The following is a 17,076-nucleotide window of genomic DNA, read 5'->3' on the forward strand; positions in this document are numbered from 1 at the left end:
GGCGGACGGATTGCACCAATGCCTGAAATGCTTGCGGGTACTGGGCGAAAGTCCTCGAGCCCGTTGACCCCTAGTCTGGTGCTGCCGCGGTGGCGCCACCCGATGATTATAACAAGAGAGGGAAACATGAAGCGAAGCAACCTAGCCAGCGTATTGGCGCTTGCCGCCCTGGCCGGCGCCGTTCAATCAGCTTTCGCCAGCGAGGCCGGGCAACTGGGTGGGCCTGAGCTGACGGCGTTCGGTGCGCAGCGTAGCGGTAATGCCGACGGCAGTATCCCGGCCTACTCGGACGAGCCGCTCAGCCCGCCAGCCTGCTACGACAAGGGTGAGCCGACCAACTTCTGTGATCCGTGGAACGATAAGCCGATATTTACCATCACGTCGCAGAACCTTTCCCAGTACGCCGAGCGCCTGACCGAGGGGCAAAAGGCGCTGTTCGCGCGCTACCCCGAGTACAAGATGAATGTGTACCAGACTCGGCGTACTGTGCGTTTCCCGCAAACCTATCAGGACAATACGCGCAAGAACGTGGACGCCTGTAAGACCGCCAACGCCGGGGTCAGTATCGAGGGCTGCTATGCGGGTCTGCCGTTCCCGCTGCCGAAGACCGGCAACGAAGTGATCTGGAACCACCAGTTGCAGTACTCCCCGCCCTTGCAAGCTAACGCCCGATCCTATCTGGTCGATGGTAGTGCTCGGCGGATTTTGCTGAATGCATTGAAGGTATTGGAATCCAGCGAGTTTCTGGATACCACCGACAACGGTCCGAAAGGCAGCGGTGCCGAGTTTTGGCGCGTACGCTTCTTCGTGTACGACCCGGCCCGGCGTAACGGCGAGCAGACGCTGGCACGCTACCAGGTTAGCGGCGAACAGCGCGCTTGGCAGTACCTTCCTGGCCAGCGTCGGGTCAAATTGGCCCCGGATCTGGCTTATGACACACCGTCGCCAGTGGCGGGCGGCATCACCACCATGGATCAGCAGCGTTTGATCCTGGGGAAACAGGATCGCTACGACTTCAAGTATCTGGGAGTGGAGGAGAAGCTGATCAACTACAACAACTTCGCCGTCTACGACTACAAGGCGTGCTCGGAAGACAAGCTGTTCACAAAGAGTTTCCCGAATCCGGAGTGCATCCGCTGGGAGCTGCACCGTGTGCGGGTGGTCGAGGCCACGCTGAAACCGGGCTTCCGTCATCTGCTACCCAAGCGGCGCTTCTACATCGATGAAGATGCGAGCGGGGCCGGTACTGCCGACAGCTACGATGTCACCGGCAAGCTGATTCGCATCGACAGCATGCTGACCATCCCGAACTATGTGTACGGCTATGGACTGATTCCGGACAATACGCTGACGTTCGATCTGGAGCGAGGTGCTTACATTCTGCCGTCCTTTACGGGTTTCAAGGGGGGCGGCTACGCAGCGATTGGCAAACCCCCGGAGTCCACCTGGTCCCCCGAAAACATGGGGCAGACGGGTATCCGTTGAATGAGTAACGGTACAGGCCGCAATTCGTTTCGGGGGCGGCCTGGTGCTATCTGCAAAAAGGATCGCTGGAGGCCGGAGGTGCCGCTCCCTAGGTGCAGATGCCTGCCTATCCGATGTATTTGGACGATGGATGGCTGCAGACAGGCCCGCTTCGGCGGGCCTTGTTGTTTCCGGGCTTCCTATGGCCACTTCTATCGACTCACGTCCCGCTAACTGGATTCGTCGGTTCCGACGACAGGGGTGGGGGCCGTGGAGCGTAACGTCGTCTGCCAGTAGTCATCGTACGGGGCATTCATGCTCCTCTGCCAGGAGTGTTCCGCCGCGATGTTCGGGATGTGCGAGTGGGCTAATAAATAACAAGAAGGAGCCAAGTCTATGAATATGGCAAGTCGATACCGGGCAGTGGGCGGCAACCTGCTGGTCGCGCCAATGATGGTTTTTTGTGTGGCTGGGCCGGCAAATGCGGTTACGGTCGATCTCGGCAATCCTGATATGTCGCTGCGCTGGGATAACACCGTGCGCTACAACGTGGGTTTTCGGGTGAATGACTGCGATAAGGATATTTGTGGAAACGACGCGGGCGCGGGCGATGTGACGGCCTACCAGTCCGACCGCAAGTTCTCTGATGCCGGCGACGTGGTCACCAATCGAGTTGATATCCTCACTGAGATGGACTTCATTTACAAAGACCGTCACGGTGCGCGTCTGAGTGCCAGCGGCTGGTACGATCAGGCCTATGACGGTGATGTCGAGGGCGACCGTGCACTCGATGCCAGTGGTGCTGGCAACGGTGCGGGACGTGACGGTGACAACTACAGCCGCTACACCGATCGCTGGAACAACGGCCCCTCTGGCGAGATCCTGGATGCCTTCGTGTTTACCGGCTTCGACCTGGGCAGCGTGCCGGTCAACCTCAAGGCCGGCCAACATAACGTGTATTGGGGCGAATCGCTGTTCTCCTTCGTCAACGGCGTGTCTTACCAGCAGGGCCCGGTGGATATCCGCAAGGCGCTCGCCACGCCGGGCACCGAGGCCAAGGAACTGTTCAAACCGCTCAACCAGATATCCATGATCGCCCAGTTGCAGCCGGATCTGACCGTTGCCGCGCAGTACCTCCTGGACTGGAAGCCGATGCTGGTCCCCAACGGCGGTACCTATTTTGGCGCGATCGATGGCCTGAGCTTGGGCAGTGGGGGCAGCGTCTTCGGCTTGCCCTTTGAGGTCACCGATGAGCCGGACAAGAAACACGGCGACTGGGGCGTTTCGGCCCGCTGGTCGCCGCAGTGGCTCGATGGCACCCTGGGTTTCTATTACCGCGAGTACACCAACCGCTTCCCACAGCTGGTGCTGACCAAGATGGTGGTCATTCCCGGTGTGGGTGCCTTTCCGGCGGGAGCGGGTATCGACTACTCCTCGAACAAGCGGGAGAAGTTATACGGCGTGAGCCTGTCCAAGCAGGTCTGGGGTATTTCCTGGGGTACCGACATTACTTACCGCGAGGATGCGGTGCTGGCTACTACGCCGCTTTCTAACTTTGTGCCGGAAGGTACCGCCCCGGATACTTGGGTGCCACGCGGCAAACTGTGGTCCGGCGTGTTCAACGGTGTGGCCTACTTCAGTAAGACGCCATTCTATGATGCTGCTTCCTTGACCGCTGAGCTGAACTACTCCTATCTGGACGAAGTCACCGAGAACGCGCAGACGTACAATGGTAAAGGCTACAATTGCGCCGACGACCATAACGCCACCAAGATTGCCTGCCAGACTCGCGATGCTCTAGGCGCGTCTCTGATGTTCCGGCCGACCTGGTACCAGGTAATGCCGGGAATCGATTTGTCCATGCCGTTGTTTGTCGATATCGGTTTGCACGGTAACTCGCCGGTCATGTTCGGTAGCAACGAAGGGCAGGGCACCTGGAGCATGGGCGTGTCTGCGGACATCTATGCCCAGTACAGCGTTGATCTGAAGTACAACGGTTTCATCTCCAAGCATTCGGACGATGAGCTCGGTGCTGGCAGCCTGAATAACTCCTCCCTGGGTAAGTACTGGGATCGTGACTGGGTATCTCTGACCTTCAAGACCACGTTCTGACAGGTCGAGTCGACTACCAGGAGCGATCGCCTGCGCGCGCGGACGGTCGTTCCTGATGGGTGTGCGTTTCGAAAGCCCTGAAGTGAGGTTTGTCATGCTTGCTGGAATACTGTTTTATTCTGCCCCTCTGCCTCGCTCGATTCTCGGGCGTCTGCTATTTGTCTGCTTGTCTCTGGCGACGCCCTTTGTGCACGCGTTCGAGCCTCCGCTACAGGTCGCTGCCGTGCATAGCGAGCGCATGGCTGCCGGTCCGATGCTGGCGATTACCCGCGCCGGTGAGCGTCTGGTCGCCGTTGGCTTGCGTGGAGCCATCCTGTTTTCCGACGATCAAGGGCGCAGTTGGAGTCAGGCGCAGGTTCCGGTAAGTGTGGATCTGGTCGCTGTTGCTTTTGCTAATGCGACCCAAGGGTGGGCCGTAGGGCACGGTGGGGTGATTCTGCACAGCGATGATGCTGGAGCCACCTGGCAGAAACAGCTCGATGGCCTGCAGGCCAGCCAGCTGGCCATCGATTTCTATACCGCGAGCGCCGCTCGAGTAGCGGATGCGGCGGGTTACCTGGAGAAGGAGAAGCGGCTGGCGGTCGATCATGAGACCCAGCCATTTCTCGACGTTTACTTTGCCGACGAGCTTCACGGCTATGTGGTCGGCACCTTCAATCGCATCTTCGCTACCGAGGATGGTGGGCGTAGCTGGCTTCCGCAGATGCATCTGACCAATAACCCACAGGAGTGGCACTTCTACGCTGTCACGGGACGCAATGGCCAGCTGTACCTGTCTGGAGAGCAGGGCCATGTCTGGCGTCGCGATGCACAGAGCGAGCATTTCGTCTCGATAGATACGCCCTACAACGGCACCTTGTTCGGCGTTACTGCGACCGAGGGCGAGGTCTATGCCTATGGGATGCGCGGTAGCTTCTTCCGCAGCGCGGATCAGGGGCAAAACTGGAGTCGCACCACGTTGCCACTGGGCAGCAATCTGATGCGGGTACTGCCGCTCGGCGCGCAGCGTCTACTTGTAGTCGCGCAGAGTGGAGAGGCGCTGTTGAGTGACGACGGAGCCCAGATTTTCAAGCCGCTGCGTCTGAGCCAGCCGATGCCTTACTACGGTGCCGTTCTGCTGGGCGACAGCCGCCTGGCGCTTGTCGGTGCCTTGGGGATCAGGGTCGAAGACCTCTGATCGCTGCCTCTACAACAATGAGAAGAACCTGATGATCGACAGCAAGCATGAAGGCGCGGGACTGATGAGCGTCATCCGTGATCCCGCGCTATTCAACCGGCTTTCCGGCAACTTTTTCGAGCGCATGATCTTCAACCATCGGCTGCTCATCATTGCCTTTTGCGTCATCGCCACGCTGCTCTCAGCCTGGCAGGCACGTAACCTGACAGTGACCACCAGCTTCGACAAGATGCTGCCGCACAGTCATCCCTTCATTCGCAATTTTCTGGACAACCGCGAGCAGCTGCGCGGGCTCGGCGACTCCGTGCGCTTTGTGGTCGAGAACCGCAAGGGCGACGTGTTCGATGCCGAATACTTGAAGACGCTCGGCCAGATGAACGATGAACTCTTCCGTATCCCGGGCGTAGACAGGACCTGGGTCAAGTCGATCTGGACGCCTGTGGTGCGCTGGACCGAGGTCACCGAGGAGGGGTTTGTCGGCGGTCCTGTGATGCCGGGCAACTTCGATGGTTCTCCCGAGACTATCGAACAACTGCGTTTGAACATCGCCCGTGCGGGGGTGGTGGGCAGTCTTATCTCCACCGACTATCACTCCAGCATGATCGAGATTCCATTGCTGGCGACCGTGGACGGCCAGCCGCTGAGTTACCAGGACTTGTCCGAGGCCCTCGAACGCATTCGCGTCAAGTACGAGGGGGCTGATCTCGGCATCTACATCACCGGATTCGCCAAAATCTCCGGTGACATGATCGATGGCATCTACAAGGTTATGCTGTTCTTCATTGTCGCCGCGTTGGTGGCGGCGCTGATCATCTACTTCCACACCCGCTGTGTTCGCAGCACCACCCTGGTGCTGCTCTGTTCGGTTATTGCGGTGCTTTGGCAGCAGGGGCTGGTGATCGCCTTCGGTGGTGTCCTGGACGCTTTCACCATCCTGATTCCCTTCCTGATATTTGCCATTGGCGTATCCCACGGCCTTCAGAAAATGAACGGCATTGCTCAGGATATCGCCCGTGGTACCCACCCCTGGGTCGCTGCCCGTTATACCTTCCGTCGCTTGTTCCTGCCGGGGCTGATCGCGCTGATTGCCGATGGCGTCGGTTTTGCCGTGCTGGTATTGGTGGATATTCCGATCATCCGCGAGTTGGCACTGTCGGCTAGTCTCGGTTTCGCCATGCTGGTGGTCACCAACTTGATCCTGCTGCCGGTGCTGCTGTCGTTTACCGGTATCAGCCAGGAAGCGGCGCGTCGACACATCATCGAGCACGATACGACTATCCATAAGCTGGGCATCGATCGGGTTTGGAACAGCCTCGACCGTTTCACCGAGCGCCGCTGGGCTGTCCTGGCGATTGCCGTGGCGCTGGGCCTTACGGTGTTGGCGTTGGTAGAGCGCAGCAAACTGCAGGTGGGCGATCTGCACGCCGGCAGTCCTGAGCTACGTCCCGACTCGCGTTACAACCGAGACAATGCCTTCATTACTTCGAGGTTCGGCGTCTCCAGCGATGTGTTTGCAGTCATGATAAAGACGCCCGCAGACCAGTGTGGCTCGTACGAGGCTCTCATCGAGGCTGACCGACTTGCCCGGCAGCTGTCCCAAGTACCTGGCGTCCAGGCCACCGCCTCGCTGGCCGATACGGTACGAGCCTACACCTCTGGTGGTTTCGAAGGCAGTCCGAAGTGGTTCACGATCAGCGACAATAAGGGGGTTCTCTGGCCGCAGGTCAATAATGCCTTGGTGTGGAACTCCCAGTTCCTCAACAGCGAGTGCTCACTGATGCCTGTTTTGGCCTACCTTTCAGACCATAAAGCCGCCACGCTGGAGGCTGTGCTGAAGGTGGCAAGCGAGTTCGCGGAACAACACACTGTGAAGGACCGCCAGTTCTTGCTGGCTGCCGGCAGTGCGGGCATCGAGGCGGCGACCAACATCGTTGTGAAAAGTGTGCAGTTGGAAATGTTGCTGGCCGTCTATTTCGCCGTTGCCTTGCTGTGCCTGATGACCTTCCGCAGCTGGCGTGCTGTAGTGGTAGCCCTCCTACCGTTGGTGCTCACTTCCCTGCTGGCCGAAGCGCTCATGGTGCAGTTGAACATCGGCCTTAAGGTGGCCACCTTGCCAGTGGTTGCACTCGGCGTTGGCGTCGGGGTGGACTACGCCCTGTACCTGCTCAGCGTCCAATTGGAAGGCCAGCGTATGGGACTTTCCCTGCAGCAGGCATACCGTCGGGCCATTCAATTTACTGGCAAGATGGTAGCCCTGGTCGGCGTCACCTTGGCGGTGGGTGTAGTCACCTGGGTATGGTCACCGATCAAATTCCAGGCCGATATGGGGATCCTGCTGGCGTTTATGTTCCTCTGGAACATGCTGGCTGCGCTGGTGCTGATTCCCGCGCTGTCGCACTTTTTGCTTAATGGCCGGCATTTTCATGTATTCCAGGCGAAGGCTTTTGCCGAGCAAGGCAATTCTATGGGAAGGCTTCAGGCGACTGGCCATTCGACCCGTGCTGAGAGTGTGAGGGCATCTGTCTGACGTTTTCCGCACCTATGCTGTGGCGATGCAGCATGGGTGCGCAAGTCCGTTTACGCGCATCGACACGAGCTAGTCTGGTGCATGCGCGTAGCGAGATCGCCCGTCAGGGCAGGAGGGCAAGGTTGATACAGCAGGCCGCAACATAAGGTTCTGCCGCCGCTCGCGGGCAACCCGCCCATGTCGCGAAAACTTGATGCGCTGACGAGGTAGGGGGGGGCGAGCGGGGTAGTGCGGTTTACTCAGTCGTACCGGGTTTGTGAAACAGTACGGTTTCGGTGAATTCCACGACCTTTTCGCCACGCTGGTTTTTGGTAACGTGCAGCAGGTCGAGAATGGTAAAGCCGCTACTGCTGATGGCTTTGATCTTGGCTTCGCCTTCTACGTGCAAGGTGTCACCAGGGAATGCGGCGGAATGAATGCGTGCCTGCAGCCCAGTCATGCCTGCAAAGTTGCCCACGGCATGGCCTTCGAGGACGTCGGCGACAACCTTCATCAGAATCGGTGAGACTAAACCCATCGAGTAGGAGATGATCATTGGCCCCGGGGCAAAGCGGTTCTGGTGGGCGCCGGACATGTTGGCCTTCAGGTATTCCATGTCGATGAAATAGGGCTCATGAAAGCCCGTGAGGTTGACGAAATTGACGATGTCGGTCTCGGTGATGGTGCGCCGATGGGTGACAAACTTATGGGTGGGAAACTCTGCTGCATTGGTTTCGGACATCGATGGTGCTCCTTCGCTGTTTCAATAAAGGTCCGCAACGCCCATGCGTAGCGGCCTGGCAGCTATTGTGGAAACAGCGGGGAGCGGCGGTATCGTCGCATCCGACGAATCTGTGAGGGTGGTCGCGCTCCATGCATGGGGCTGTATGCACCAAGGCTATCAAGCGCAGACCGACGGATGCGCGAAGCGCACCCAACAGCTTTAGATTTTTTCGACCTGATGCACAGTCCACCACAGGATGTTGGGTATCCAGCGCCGCAGTCTCCAGGACATGGCAGTCATCGGTCCGGGAAACACCCACAATTTGTTGCCCTTGAGTACACGCTCAATCTTGTTCAGTACCACTTCGGCGGTAATAGGCGGGAACACGTCGAAGATCTTTGGCCATACCGTCGATTTGGCTTGATCCAGTAGCGGCGTGGCAACGATGGGTGGGCACACGCAGACGATGCGCACTCCGCTGTTGCGGGTCTCGTGGAACAGCACTTCGGTGTAGGCGGTGACTGCATGTTTGGCGGCGTTGTAGGCACCCATGTAGATGATCGGCCAATGACCCGCCATGGAGGCGTAGCTGACGAACTCCCCGCGGCCACGGGCGATCATCTTAGGCAGTGCGGCCTTGGACAGATTGACCATGCCGCCGAAGTTGATCGCCATGATGTTCTGAATGACCTCGCGCGGCTGTTCCATCAGCAGCCCCAGCGGCATGATTGCGGCGGCGTTGGTCAGTCGGGTGATGGGGCCCAGCTCGGTTTCGCAGCGCTCGACCGCTGCTTCCACAGCGCTGGGGTCGGTGATGTCAACTACCAGCTTCAGCAGCCTGGGTGAGGAGCCCAATTGGTTGAGGCCGGCTTCGTTGATGTCCATGGCTGCGACAGCCCAGCCATCGGACAGCGCGCGCTTGGCGCTGAGTTGCCCGAGGCCACTACCGGCACCGGTAATGAACAGAACATTCTGATTCATGGAGCACTCCAGTTTGTTGTTCCCGGTTATCCGCCGCCGGGTTTTGTTTGGGTTATTTTCAATCTTCACGGCGGGTTACCTGTCGTCGTTTCCGACGAGATAGGGCCTCGGCCAGCCCATCGCTTTTTATCGTCATCACTTTCGAGGCTTCCGGACGCCCGCTGGCACCGGCCTGCATCGCCGCCGGCGAGCTGGCGCAGCGACGAGCTAACTCAATGAATCAGTTAGTAATTTTTCATCGTGCCAATCCACTTTTGGAAATCCATGGGGGATTGCTTGTAAGCGCCGTCCTTGAGCGATTATGCCCCCGGTCGGACAATTTTCTTCACCCGCTGCAAAACCGTCGGAACCGACGAGTTGACCCAGACACCTCGCGCAGACTCTGAGCGCCCTCAGAAATCAGCAGAGGGCGTGAAAAATATGAGCAGGGTGGAAGAAGTCAAAAGACAGGCTGTGCGCCTGATGGCGGATAAGGGTTTCGAGGCCATGTCGTTGCGCCAGCTCGCGGCGGCGCTCGGGGTGCGCTCCGGTTCGGTGTACACCCACTACGAAAGTAAAGGTCAACTGCTCTTGGATGTGCACTGTGAGTTCTTGGAAGACCTACTTTCTACCTGGTTGGAACAACGCCCAAAGCGCTTGGACAGTGTGCGGATGTTGCAACGCTTTGTGAGCGTCTACGTCAGCTTTCATTACGCAAGGCGGGCTGAAAGCCGCATCGTTCAGCTGGATTTTCGTAGCCTTGATGAAGCGGGTAGGGCGCAGGTCAGCGAACTGAGATCGCAGTATGACGCTGAGCTGGAAACGATCCTGCAGACAGGTGAACAGCGAGGTTTTTTTCAGTTTGAGGACCTGCGTAACACGTGCTTGGCAATGTTCTGCGTGTTGCAGGGTGTTTGCGCTGGCGAGGCATTGCCCGAAGCGCGTGCCCTGGAGGTGTGTCTATCCAGCATTTCGCGGCTTGCCGGCATCCCTGCGCCACCTCAATCGCGCCTGCATGGCGAACTGTATGTCACGGGCCGAGTTGCCACCGCGCTTAAGGCCTCCATCTCCCAGGATCAAAAGCATCGAGGCTGAAGTCTCCGTACAGGGAATGCGCTTTGTCGTGGGAGGGATGGGCGGTATTCCGATTCCGCCTCGACCCGCAAAGGTCGATTGACCAATGGTTCGAACGAAATTCGTCCAAAACGACGATTGGACGCGCGCCCTCCATCCCTAAAGTACGAAGCGTTGAAACCGGTGGCGACGAAATTCGCGTGACGGCCAACGTCAGGGTCTTCGAGCCCAACCTGCGGGCCGAAACAGTCTGGCGCGCCGCGAATCAGTTGGCCTGCGCATGGCCCGCAAAAAAAGGTGGTGTTGGTCAACACCGACAAAGCCCTCTACACCCTTTCATTCCTGATTTGAGTGCCCTTTGATGAGCCAGCCTGAACTGTTGATCACCTCCGGCTTCGTGCTGCTGAGCTTGCATGGCAGCGTTGCCCACTTGCACCTGAATCGCCCGGACGCCGCCAATGGTCTGGATATTCCCACTCTGCAAGACCTTATCGCGGCGCTAATGTGCTGTCATGGCGAACGGCGTGTGCGTGTGGTGTTGCTCACCGGGGCCGGCGCTAACTTCTGCGCCGGCGGCGATGTGCATACCTTTGTCGGCAAGGGTGACGATTTACCGGAGTACATCCGCCAAGCCACGGTGTATTTGCAGGCTGCCATCAGCGCCATGATCCATTTGGATGCACCGGTAATTGCCGCTGTGCAGGGCTTTGCTGCGGGTGGCGGCGGCATGGGGCTGGTGTGTGCGGCAGATGTGGTGATCGCGGGTGAGTCAGCCAAGTTTCTTGCCGGCGCCACTCGCGTGGCCATGGCGCCGGACGCTGGTTTGTCGGTGACCTTGCCGCGCTTGGTAGGACCACGCAAAGCCACTGAAATGTTGCTCATGAACCCGGTGGTGAAAGCCCCGGAAGCGCTCGCAATGGGCTTGATCAACCAAGTCGTCGCAGATGCTGAGTTGCAGACCACCGCCATGGCCTACGCCCAGCAGATGACCGAGGCTGCTCCCCTGGCTTTGGCCGCGACTAAACGTTTGCTGTGGGCGGGCATTGGTCTTGGCGTCGATGCCGCGATGCCGGAAGAAAGCCGTACCGTTGCCGAGCTGTGCCGCACCCGTGATGTGCGTGAAGGGCTGGCGGCGGTGATCGAAAAGCGCACCGCGCAGTTCGAGGGCCAATGACCATGCGTGCATTGACCGGTCAACGGGCTTTTGTCACCGGCGGTTCCAAAGGTATTGGCGAAGCCATCGTGCGGCGTCTGGCAGCCGAGGGCGCCAAGGTCGTGATTGCCGCGCAGGATATGATCAGCGCCGAGCGGCTGGCCGATGAAGTGGGCGGCCTGGCCGTTCGCCTGGATGTCACCGACCTGCTCGAAGTAGAGCGTGTGGTGACCATGCTAGGTCCATTCGAAATTTTGGTTAACAACGCTGGCTATGACCAGCATGACTTCTTCACCAAAACCACGGTGGAGCAGTGGCGCTACTTGTTGGCGGTCAACCTCGAAGGCGTATTTGCCTCAACCCACGCCGCGCTACCGGCGATGCAGGCGGCCGGCTACGGGCGAATCATTAATGTCGGGTCAGAGGCTGGCCGTCAGGGCTCCAAAGGTGGTGCCGTGTATGCCGCTGCCAAGGGCGGCGTGATCGCCTTCAGTAAATCCATTGCCCGGGAAAATGCCCGTTATGGCATCACTGTCAATGTGGTCGCGCCAGGACCAGTGGATACGCCTTTGCTGCGCAAAGCCCTCGACCGTGGCGGTGAAAAATTGTTGGCGGCCATGGAGTCCTCCACCCTGGTGGGGCGCTTGGGCGAGCCGGATGAAGTGGCAGCTGCCGTGGTGTTTCTCGCCAGTCGTGACGCCAGTTTTATTACCGGCGAAACCCTTGGTGTCTCTGGTGGGATGGGTTGCTGATGCGCGGTCAAAACGAGGCGGTGGAACGGGTAATTGCCCGCATCCAGACCGTGTACGGCCGCTGGCGTCGGTACACGCCGATTGAAACCCTGCGCCGCGATTGGGATGACTTGTTTTGGGCCGATAAGCTGACGTGTGAAACCCAAGACGCCAGGGCCAACGGTGTGCCGGTGCGCTGGATCAAAACGTCCGGTGCCGCCGAGCAGCAGGTGTTGATTTATCTGCATGGCGGCGGATTCAAAATGGGCTCGCTCACCTCTCACCATGACCTGATGGTGCGCCTTTCTGTGGCCGCGGGTTGCAGGATCCTGGGTGTCGATTATCGCCTGCTGCCTGAGCATGGTTTTCCCGAACCCCTGCTTGATGTACTTGCGGTCTACGACTGGTTGGTGGCCCAGGGTTTTGAACCCGATCAACTGGCCATCGCGGGGGATTCCGCGGGTGGTGGGTTGGCCGCCGCGGCCTTGCTGGCCCTACGCGACAAAGGCCGCCCGCTGCCGGCCGCCGCTGTGTTGCTGTCGGCCTGGACCGACCTCAGCGCCAGTGGCGAAAGCTACCTGACCCGGGCCGAGTCTGACCCCATTCACCAACGCCCAATGATTGTTGCCCTGGCCGCGCAGTATCTGGGGAAGGACGGCGATCCGTTCGACCCTTTGGCTTCGCCGCTGCACGGCGATCTGACCGGTTTGCCGCCGTTGCTGCTCCAAGTCGGCGACCGCGAAACCGGTCTGGACGACAGCACTCTGTTTGCCGCCAAGGCCCGCGCAGCTGGGGTTGCGGTTGAGTTGCAGGTATGGCCGCAAATGTTCCACGTTTTCCAACAATTCGCCGCCGAGCTGGCGGAAGCACGCGAGGCCATCGCTTGCATCGGTGCGTTTTTACGCAAGCACTGGAACCTAAAATGAGGACTGCACTGTGAGTATCGGTATCACCGGATTCGGCGCCTATATCCCGCGCCTGCGTTTGAGCCGGCAAGCCGTGGTAGCGGCCAATGCCTGGTACGCCCCCGAGCTGAAAGGCAAAGCCCGTGGCCATCGCGCCATGGCCAACTGGGATGAGGACAGCATTACCATGGCGGTCGCGGCTGCACGCGATGCCTTGGGCGGACAGGACCTGCAGGGCCGAGTGCGCGAGGTGATTCTCGCTTCGTGCACCCTGCCGTTTGCCGAGCGCCTCAACGCGGCAGTGGTTGCCGAAGCGCTAAACCTGGGTGAGTACACTGGCGCCAGTGACGTCACCGGCTCGCAGTGCGCGGCCCTGGCCGGTTTTTCCCAAGCCTTGGCCAGTGCCGCTAGCGCCCCAGGCACTGTGTTGCTGACAGCCGCCGACAACCGCCGCACCCGCGCCGCCAGCGCGCAGGAGCTGGATTACGGTGATGGCGCTGCCGCGCTGTTGTTCGGTCGTGAACAGGTGATCGCAGAAGTGCTCGGCCAGGCGGCGTCGAGCGTCGACTTTATCGACCACTTCCGCCTCACTGGCCGCGAGATCGATTATTTCGGCGAAGAGCGTTGGGTGCGTGATGAAGGCGTTAGTCGCTGCATGCCCCAGGTGATCAAACGCGCCCTGAGCGACAGCGGCGTGGACGCCGAAGCGGTGGCACATTTCATCTTCCCCACCTCGCTGGCGAAGATGGATGCGCAACTGGCCCAGGCCTGTGGCATCCCTGCCGAAGCGGTGGTCGATGGCCTGGCGGCAGAAGTGGGTAACACTGGCGTCGGCCATGGCCTGTTGCTGCTGGCCAATGTCCTGGAAAGTGCCGAGCCGGGGCAGGTGATCGTGCTCGCCCAATTTGGCAGCGGTGCTCGCGCCGTGGTACTGCGGGTGACCGATGAAATCAAACACTTCACCGCTCGCCGTGGCGTGTCCGGCTGGCTGGCCCGTGGCCGTGAAGAGCTCAGTTATACGCGCTTTCTCACCTACAAGGGCCAGTTGCAACTGGAGCGCGGTGTGCGCGGTGAGCAAGACAAAAAGACCGCGCTGAGCACAGCCTATCGCCATCGTCGCGCCATTCTCGGCCTGGTGGCCGGGCGTTGCCGTGTGAGTGGTGACGTGCATTTCCCACCCTCACGGCTGACCTACACCCCCGATGCCGCCGCCCTGGATACGCAGGACGCCCATCCCCTGGCTGACCGCCTTGGCCGGGTGCTGAGCTGGTCCGCCGAGTCGCTGTCGTCCTATATGGCGCCGCCCCATCATTACGGGCAAATCGACTTCGAGGGGGGCGGTCGCATCCTGATGGAATTCACCGACGTCGCCAAGGGCGAAGTGCAGACCGCGCTCGAGGTGGAGATGGTCTTTCGCATCAAAGACATCGACGACCTGCGCGGTTTCAAGCGCTACTTCTGGAAAGCCACCCCCGTTCACACCCCCGCGCCGCAAGCGCCGTTGGAGTAATTCGTCATGCCCATTGGTATCAAAGACAAAGTTGCGATTCTCGGCATGGGCTGCTGCCGCTTCGGCGAGCGTTGGGACGCCAGCCCGGAAGATTTGATGGTCGAGGCTTACAGTGAGGCCATGGCTGATGCAGGCATCTCCCCGGAGCAAATCGACGCCGCCTGGTTTTCCACCCACATGGAAGATGTGGGCACCGGCCGTGGCGGTACACCGATGAGCATTGCCTTGCGGTTGCCAAATATTGGTGTAACTCGGGTAGAAAATTTCTGCGCCGGAGGTTCGGAAGCCATTCGCGCGGCGGTGTATGCGGTGGCCTCTGGCGCCTGCGATATCGCCTTGGCCCTGGGCGTGGAAAAGCTGAAAGACACCGGCTACGGCGGCCTGCCGGTAGCAACAGTCGGTACCTATATTCCGCAGTGGTACCCCAGCGCCGTGGCCCCGGCCAATTTCGCTCAACTGGCCTCGGCTTACCAGGCGCGTTTTAACGTTGACCCGCAGCTACTCAAACGGGCCATCGCCCATGTGTCGGTCAAAAGCCACGCCAACGGTGCCAAAAACCCCAAGGCGCACCTGCGCAAAATCATCACTGAAGAGCAGTGCCTGAAGGCGCCGATCATCGCTGAGCCCCTGGGCTTGTTTGATTGCTGTGGGGTTTCCGATGGGGCAGCGGCAGTGATCGTCACCCGCCCGGACATTGCCAGGGCCATGGGCAAGACCGATCTGGTGACCTTCAAGGCCCTGCAAGTGGCGGTCTCCAACGGTTGGGAAATGCAGGGCAATGGCTGGGATGGCAGCTATGTGCATACCACCCGCATTGCTGCCAGGAAAGCCTACGCCGAAGCCGGCATCACCCGGCCACGCGAACAGATCAGTCTGACTGAGGTACACGACTGCTTCTCCATCACCGAGTTGGTGACCATGGAGGATCTGTTTCTCTCTGAGCCAGGTATGGCGGTGCGCGACGTACTGGATGGCGACTTCGACGCTGAAGGCCGAGCGCCTTGCCAGATTGACGGCGGTCTCAAGTGCTTCGGTCACCCGGTTGGCGCCAGCGGGATCCGCATGCTCTACGAAATCTACTTGCAGCTACAAGGGCGCGCCGGTCCGCGACAGTTGCCAGACCCGCGTACTGGGTTGATTCACAACCTTGGCGGGCAGCCATCACAGAACGTTTGCTCGATTTCCATCATTGGTAGAGAAGAAGACTGATGGCCATCCTGATTGATGATCCCGCCCCCGGCGTCCGGCGGTTGCTGATTAATCGCCCCGAGAAGCGCAATGCGATAAACCATGACGTACGCCAGTCACTCATCGATGCGTTGACTGAGGCGCGTGAGCAGGCGGCTTGTCGAGCCATTATCTTGGGAGGCGTTGGAGGAATGTTTTCCGCTGGTGGCGACATCGCGACCATGGCCGATCTGGACGAGTCCGGTGCGCGTGAGCGAATGCAGCACATCCATCAGCTCTGCCGTTTGTTGGGGCAATTCCCGATGCCTGTCATATCGGCAGTAGAAGGAATCTGTGCAGGAGCGGGGGTTGGACTGGCATTGCTGGGAGACGTTGTGCTCGCCGGCACCAAGACTCGGTTTCTGTTCCCTTTTCTGAAGCTGGGTCTCTCTCCCGATTGGGGATTGCTGCGAACACTACCTGCCCGAGTGGGTGTCGCCGAAGCAAAGCGCATGCTGACCCACGGCCAATACATATCCGCCGAGGAGGCCGTCGTCGCGGGTTTGGCGGATGAATGTGTTGGTCTAAATGTGATGGACTCAGCAGTCAGCCTGGCGTGCAGGATGAGTCGTTTACCGCGCGACGCGTTTTCTCGAATGAAAAATCGCCTGGATCACCCGTCGGCGAGCTTGGCCGAAGAGCTGCAGCGCGAGGAAGACGACCAGGCGGTGCTGTTGCTCGGTGCCGATTTTCGCGAAGGTTTTGCCGCTTTTGCAGAGAAGCGCGAGCCGCAGTTCACCAGCACCGTGGACTACCTCGTATGAGCGCACCGGTGGTGGTAGAGCGCAATGGCGCGGTGGCTATCTTGCGGCTGAACCGTGTTGAAAAGCGCAATGCACTGGACCTCAGCATGCGTGCCGCCATCGCCAGCGCCATGCAGGAACTGGAGCGTGACAACGGTGTGGCGGTGATCGTGATTACCGGCGGTGATAGCGTGTTCGCCGCTGGCGCCGATCTCAATCTGCTGGTGGATAAAGACGCCCAACAAGTGGCGGAGCTGGACCTGGGCCAGTACTGGGCGCCTGTGGCGAAAAGCCAGAAGCCGCTGATTGCGGCGGTCAGCGGCTTTGCCCTGGGGGCGGGCTGCGAGTTGGCGATGATGTGCGACATCCTGGTCGCCGACAACTCGGCGCGCTTCGGTCAGCCCGAAGCGAGGGTGGGCATTATGCCCGGCGCTGGCGGTACTCAGCGTTTGCTGCGTGCCGTGGGTAAACCAGTGGCCAGCCTGATGCTGTTGGCCGGTGAACTGCTCAGCGCCGAGCGCGCTAGCCAGTTGGGTTTGGTCAGCGAGTTGGTGACGGAGGGCAGCGCCTTGGCGCGCGCTATCGTCCTCGCCCAAGCCACGGCAACCATGCCGCCCAAGGCCTTGCGAGCAATCAAACGGGTGTTGGCACTGGGCGCCGATCAATCGCTGGACCTTGCACTGGCCTTGGAAAACCGCGAATTCCTACTGCTGTTCGACACGCAGGACAAAACCGAAGGCATGCGTGCATTCCTTGATAAACGCCCGCCGCGTTACACGGGAAACTAAAT

Annotated in this window: 14 protein-coding genes; 12 read left to right on the top strand and 2 right to left on the bottom strand. The window is 59.8% G+C overall.

The genetic code is table 11. The features are described 5' to 3' along the window. Positions 1 to 126 precede the first annotated feature (126 nt). The 4 genes from BLU76_RS28460 to BLU76_RS28475 all read left to right on the top strand — a co-directional run bounded on the left by BLU76_RS28460 (position 127) and on the right by BLU76_RS28475 (position 7,280). Complete coding sequence (locus BLU76_RS28460; protein ID WP_170867333.1) at positions 127 to 1,485, top strand: DUF1329 domain-containing protein; 1,359 nt, start codon at positions 127 to 129, stop codon at positions 1,483 to 1,485. 375 nt (positions 1,486 to 1,860) lie between these two features. Then, entirely contained in the window at positions 1,861 to 3,576 is a 1,716-nt protein-coding gene (locus BLU76_RS28465; protein ID WP_092142490.1) for a DUF1302 domain-containing protein, read from the top strand. A 55-nt stretch (positions 3,577 to 3,631) separates the two neighbouring features. Next, positions 3,632 to 4,753, top strand: coding sequence for a YCF48-related protein (locus BLU76_RS28470; protein WP_092225445.1), 1,122 nt, complete (start codon positions 3,632 to 3,634; stop codon positions 4,751 to 4,753). Between the two features lie 31 nt (positions 4,754 to 4,784). After that, a complete protein-coding gene (locus BLU76_RS28475; RefSeq protein ID WP_218190255.1) occupies positions 4,785 to 7,280 on the top strand; it encodes an efflux RND transporter permease subunit in 2,496 nt (831 codons plus the stop codon). Between the two features lie 235 nt (positions 7,281 to 7,515). Here the strand turns inward: BLU76_RS28475 and BLU76_RS28480 are convergent, their stop codons facing one another. Together BLU76_RS28480 and BLU76_RS28485 are read right to left on the bottom strand one after the other, a co-directional pair. Next, positions 7,516 to 8,001, bottom strand: coding sequence for a MaoC family dehydratase (locus tag BLU76_RS28480; RefSeq protein WP_063321836.1), 486 nt, complete (start codon positions 7,999 to 8,001; stop codon positions 7,516 to 7,518). A gap of 201 nt (positions 8,002 to 8,202) precedes the next feature. Next, on the bottom strand, positions 8,203 to 8,964 hold the full coding sequence (locus BLU76_RS28485; protein ID WP_072339383.1) for an SDR family NAD(P)-dependent oxidoreductase: 762 nt from the start codon (positions 8,962 to 8,964) through the stop codon (positions 8,203 to 8,205). A gap of 291 nt (positions 8,965 to 9,255) precedes the next feature. On the opposite strand from BLU76_RS28485, the gene BLU76_RS28490 reads away from it, so the two are divergent. From BLU76_RS28490 to BLU76_RS28525, 8 genes are all read left to right on the top strand, one after another. Then, positions 9,256 to 10,038, top strand: coding sequence for a TetR/AcrR family transcriptional regulator (locus tag BLU76_RS28490; protein WP_139197637.1), 783 nt, complete (start codon positions 9,256 to 9,258; stop codon positions 10,036 to 10,038). A gap of 340 nt (positions 10,039 to 10,378) precedes the next feature. Next, positions 10,379 to 11,191, top strand: a complete 813-nt coding sequence (locus tag BLU76_RS28495; protein ID WP_170867334.1) for an enoyl-CoA hydratase/isomerase family protein — start codon at positions 10,379 to 10,381, stop codon at positions 11,189 to 11,191. Between the two features lie 2 nt (positions 11,192 to 11,193). Beyond that, positions 11,194 to 11,922 carry an SDR family NAD(P)-dependent oxidoreductase gene (locus BLU76_RS28500; RefSeq protein ID WP_092225494.1) on the top strand — a complete coding sequence of 243 codons (729 nt, stop codon included), beginning with the start codon at positions 11,194 to 11,196 and terminating at the stop codon, positions 11,920 to 11,922. Further along, positions 11,922 to 12,827: an alpha/beta hydrolase fold domain-containing protein gene (locus BLU76_RS28505; protein WP_092225448.1), complete on the top strand. Its 906-nt coding sequence runs from the start codon at positions 11,922 to 11,924 to the stop codon at positions 12,825 to 12,827. Before BLU76_RS28500 ends, BLU76_RS28505 begins: the two co-directional genes overlap by 1 nt. A gap of 10 nt (positions 12,828 to 12,837) precedes the next feature. After that, a complete protein-coding gene (locus tag BLU76_RS28510; RefSeq protein WP_218157838.1) occupies positions 12,838 to 14,316 on the top strand; it encodes a hydroxymethylglutaryl-CoA synthase family protein in 1,479 nt (492 codons plus the stop codon). Positions 14,317 to 14,322: 6 nt separating this feature from the next. Then, entirely contained in the window at positions 14,323 to 15,525 is a 1,203-nt protein-coding gene (locus tag BLU76_RS28515; protein ID WP_092225450.1) for an acetyl-CoA acetyltransferase, read from the top strand. Then, complete coding sequence (locus BLU76_RS28520; RefSeq protein ID WP_092225452.1) at positions 15,525 to 16,307, top strand: enoyl-CoA hydratase/isomerase family protein; 783 nt, start codon at positions 15,525 to 15,527, stop codon at positions 16,305 to 16,307. Before BLU76_RS28515 ends, BLU76_RS28520 begins: the two co-directional genes overlap by 1 nt. After that, a complete protein-coding gene (locus BLU76_RS28525; RefSeq protein WP_092225454.1) occupies positions 16,304 to 17,074 on the top strand; it encodes an enoyl-CoA hydratase-related protein in 771 nt (256 codons plus the stop codon). Before BLU76_RS28520 ends, BLU76_RS28525 begins: the two co-directional genes overlap by 4 nt. The last annotated feature ends 2 nt before the right edge of the window (positions 17,075 to 17,076 follow it).

It is taken from the genome of Pseudomonas sp. NFACC08-1 (genome assembly GCF_900106735.1).
Lineage (GTDB): Bacteria > Pseudomonadota > Gammaproteobacteria > Pseudomonadales > Pseudomonadaceae > Aquipseudomonas > Aquipseudomonas fluorescens_Q.

Bases quoted from the DNA above. Each gene is read 5' to 3' on its own strand.
- BLU76_RS28460 (WP_170867333.1), top strand. From the start codon at position 127: ATGAAGCGAAGCAACCTAGCCAGCGTATTGGCGCTTGCCGCCCTGGCC.
- BLU76_RS28465 (WP_092142490.1), top strand. From the start codon at position 1,861: ATGAATATGGCAAGTCGATACCGGGCAGTGGGCGGCAACCTGCTGGTC.
- BLU76_RS28470 (WP_092225445.1), top strand. From the start codon at position 3,632: ATGGGTGTGCGTTTCGAAAGCCCTGAAGTGAGGTTTGTCATGCTTGCT.
- BLU76_RS28475 (WP_218190255.1), top strand. From the start codon at position 4,785: ATGATCGACAGCAAGCATGAAGGCGCGGGACTGATGAGCGTCATCCGT.
- BLU76_RS28480 (WP_063321836.1), bottom strand. From the start codon at position 8,001: ATGTCCGAAACCAATGCAGCAGAGTTTCCCACCCATAAGTTTGTCACC.
- BLU76_RS28485 (WP_072339383.1), bottom strand. From the start codon at position 8,964: ATGAATCAGAATGTTCTGTTCATTACCGGTGCCGGTAGTGGCCTCGGG.
- BLU76_RS28495 (WP_170867334.1), top strand. From the start codon at position 10,379: ATGAGCCAGCCTGAACTGTTGATCACCTCCGGCTTCGTGCTGCTGAGC.
- BLU76_RS28500 (WP_092225494.1), top strand. From the start codon at position 11,194: ATGCGTGCATTGACCGGTCAACGGGCTTTTGTCACCGGCGGTTCCAAA.
- BLU76_RS28505 (WP_092225448.1), top strand. From the start codon at position 11,922: ATGCGCGGTCAAAACGAGGCGGTGGAACGGGTAATTGCCCGCATCCAG.
- BLU76_RS28515 (WP_092225450.1), top strand. From the start codon at position 14,323: ATGCCCATTGGTATCAAAGACAAAGTTGCGATTCTCGGCATGGGCTGC.
- BLU76_RS28520 (WP_092225452.1), top strand. From the start codon at position 15,525: ATGGCCATCCTGATTGATGATCCCGCCCCCGGCGTCCGGCGGTTGCTG.
- BLU76_RS28525 (WP_092225454.1), top strand. From the start codon at position 16,304: ATGAGCGCACCGGTGGTGGTAGAGCGCAATGGCGCGGTGGCTATCTTG.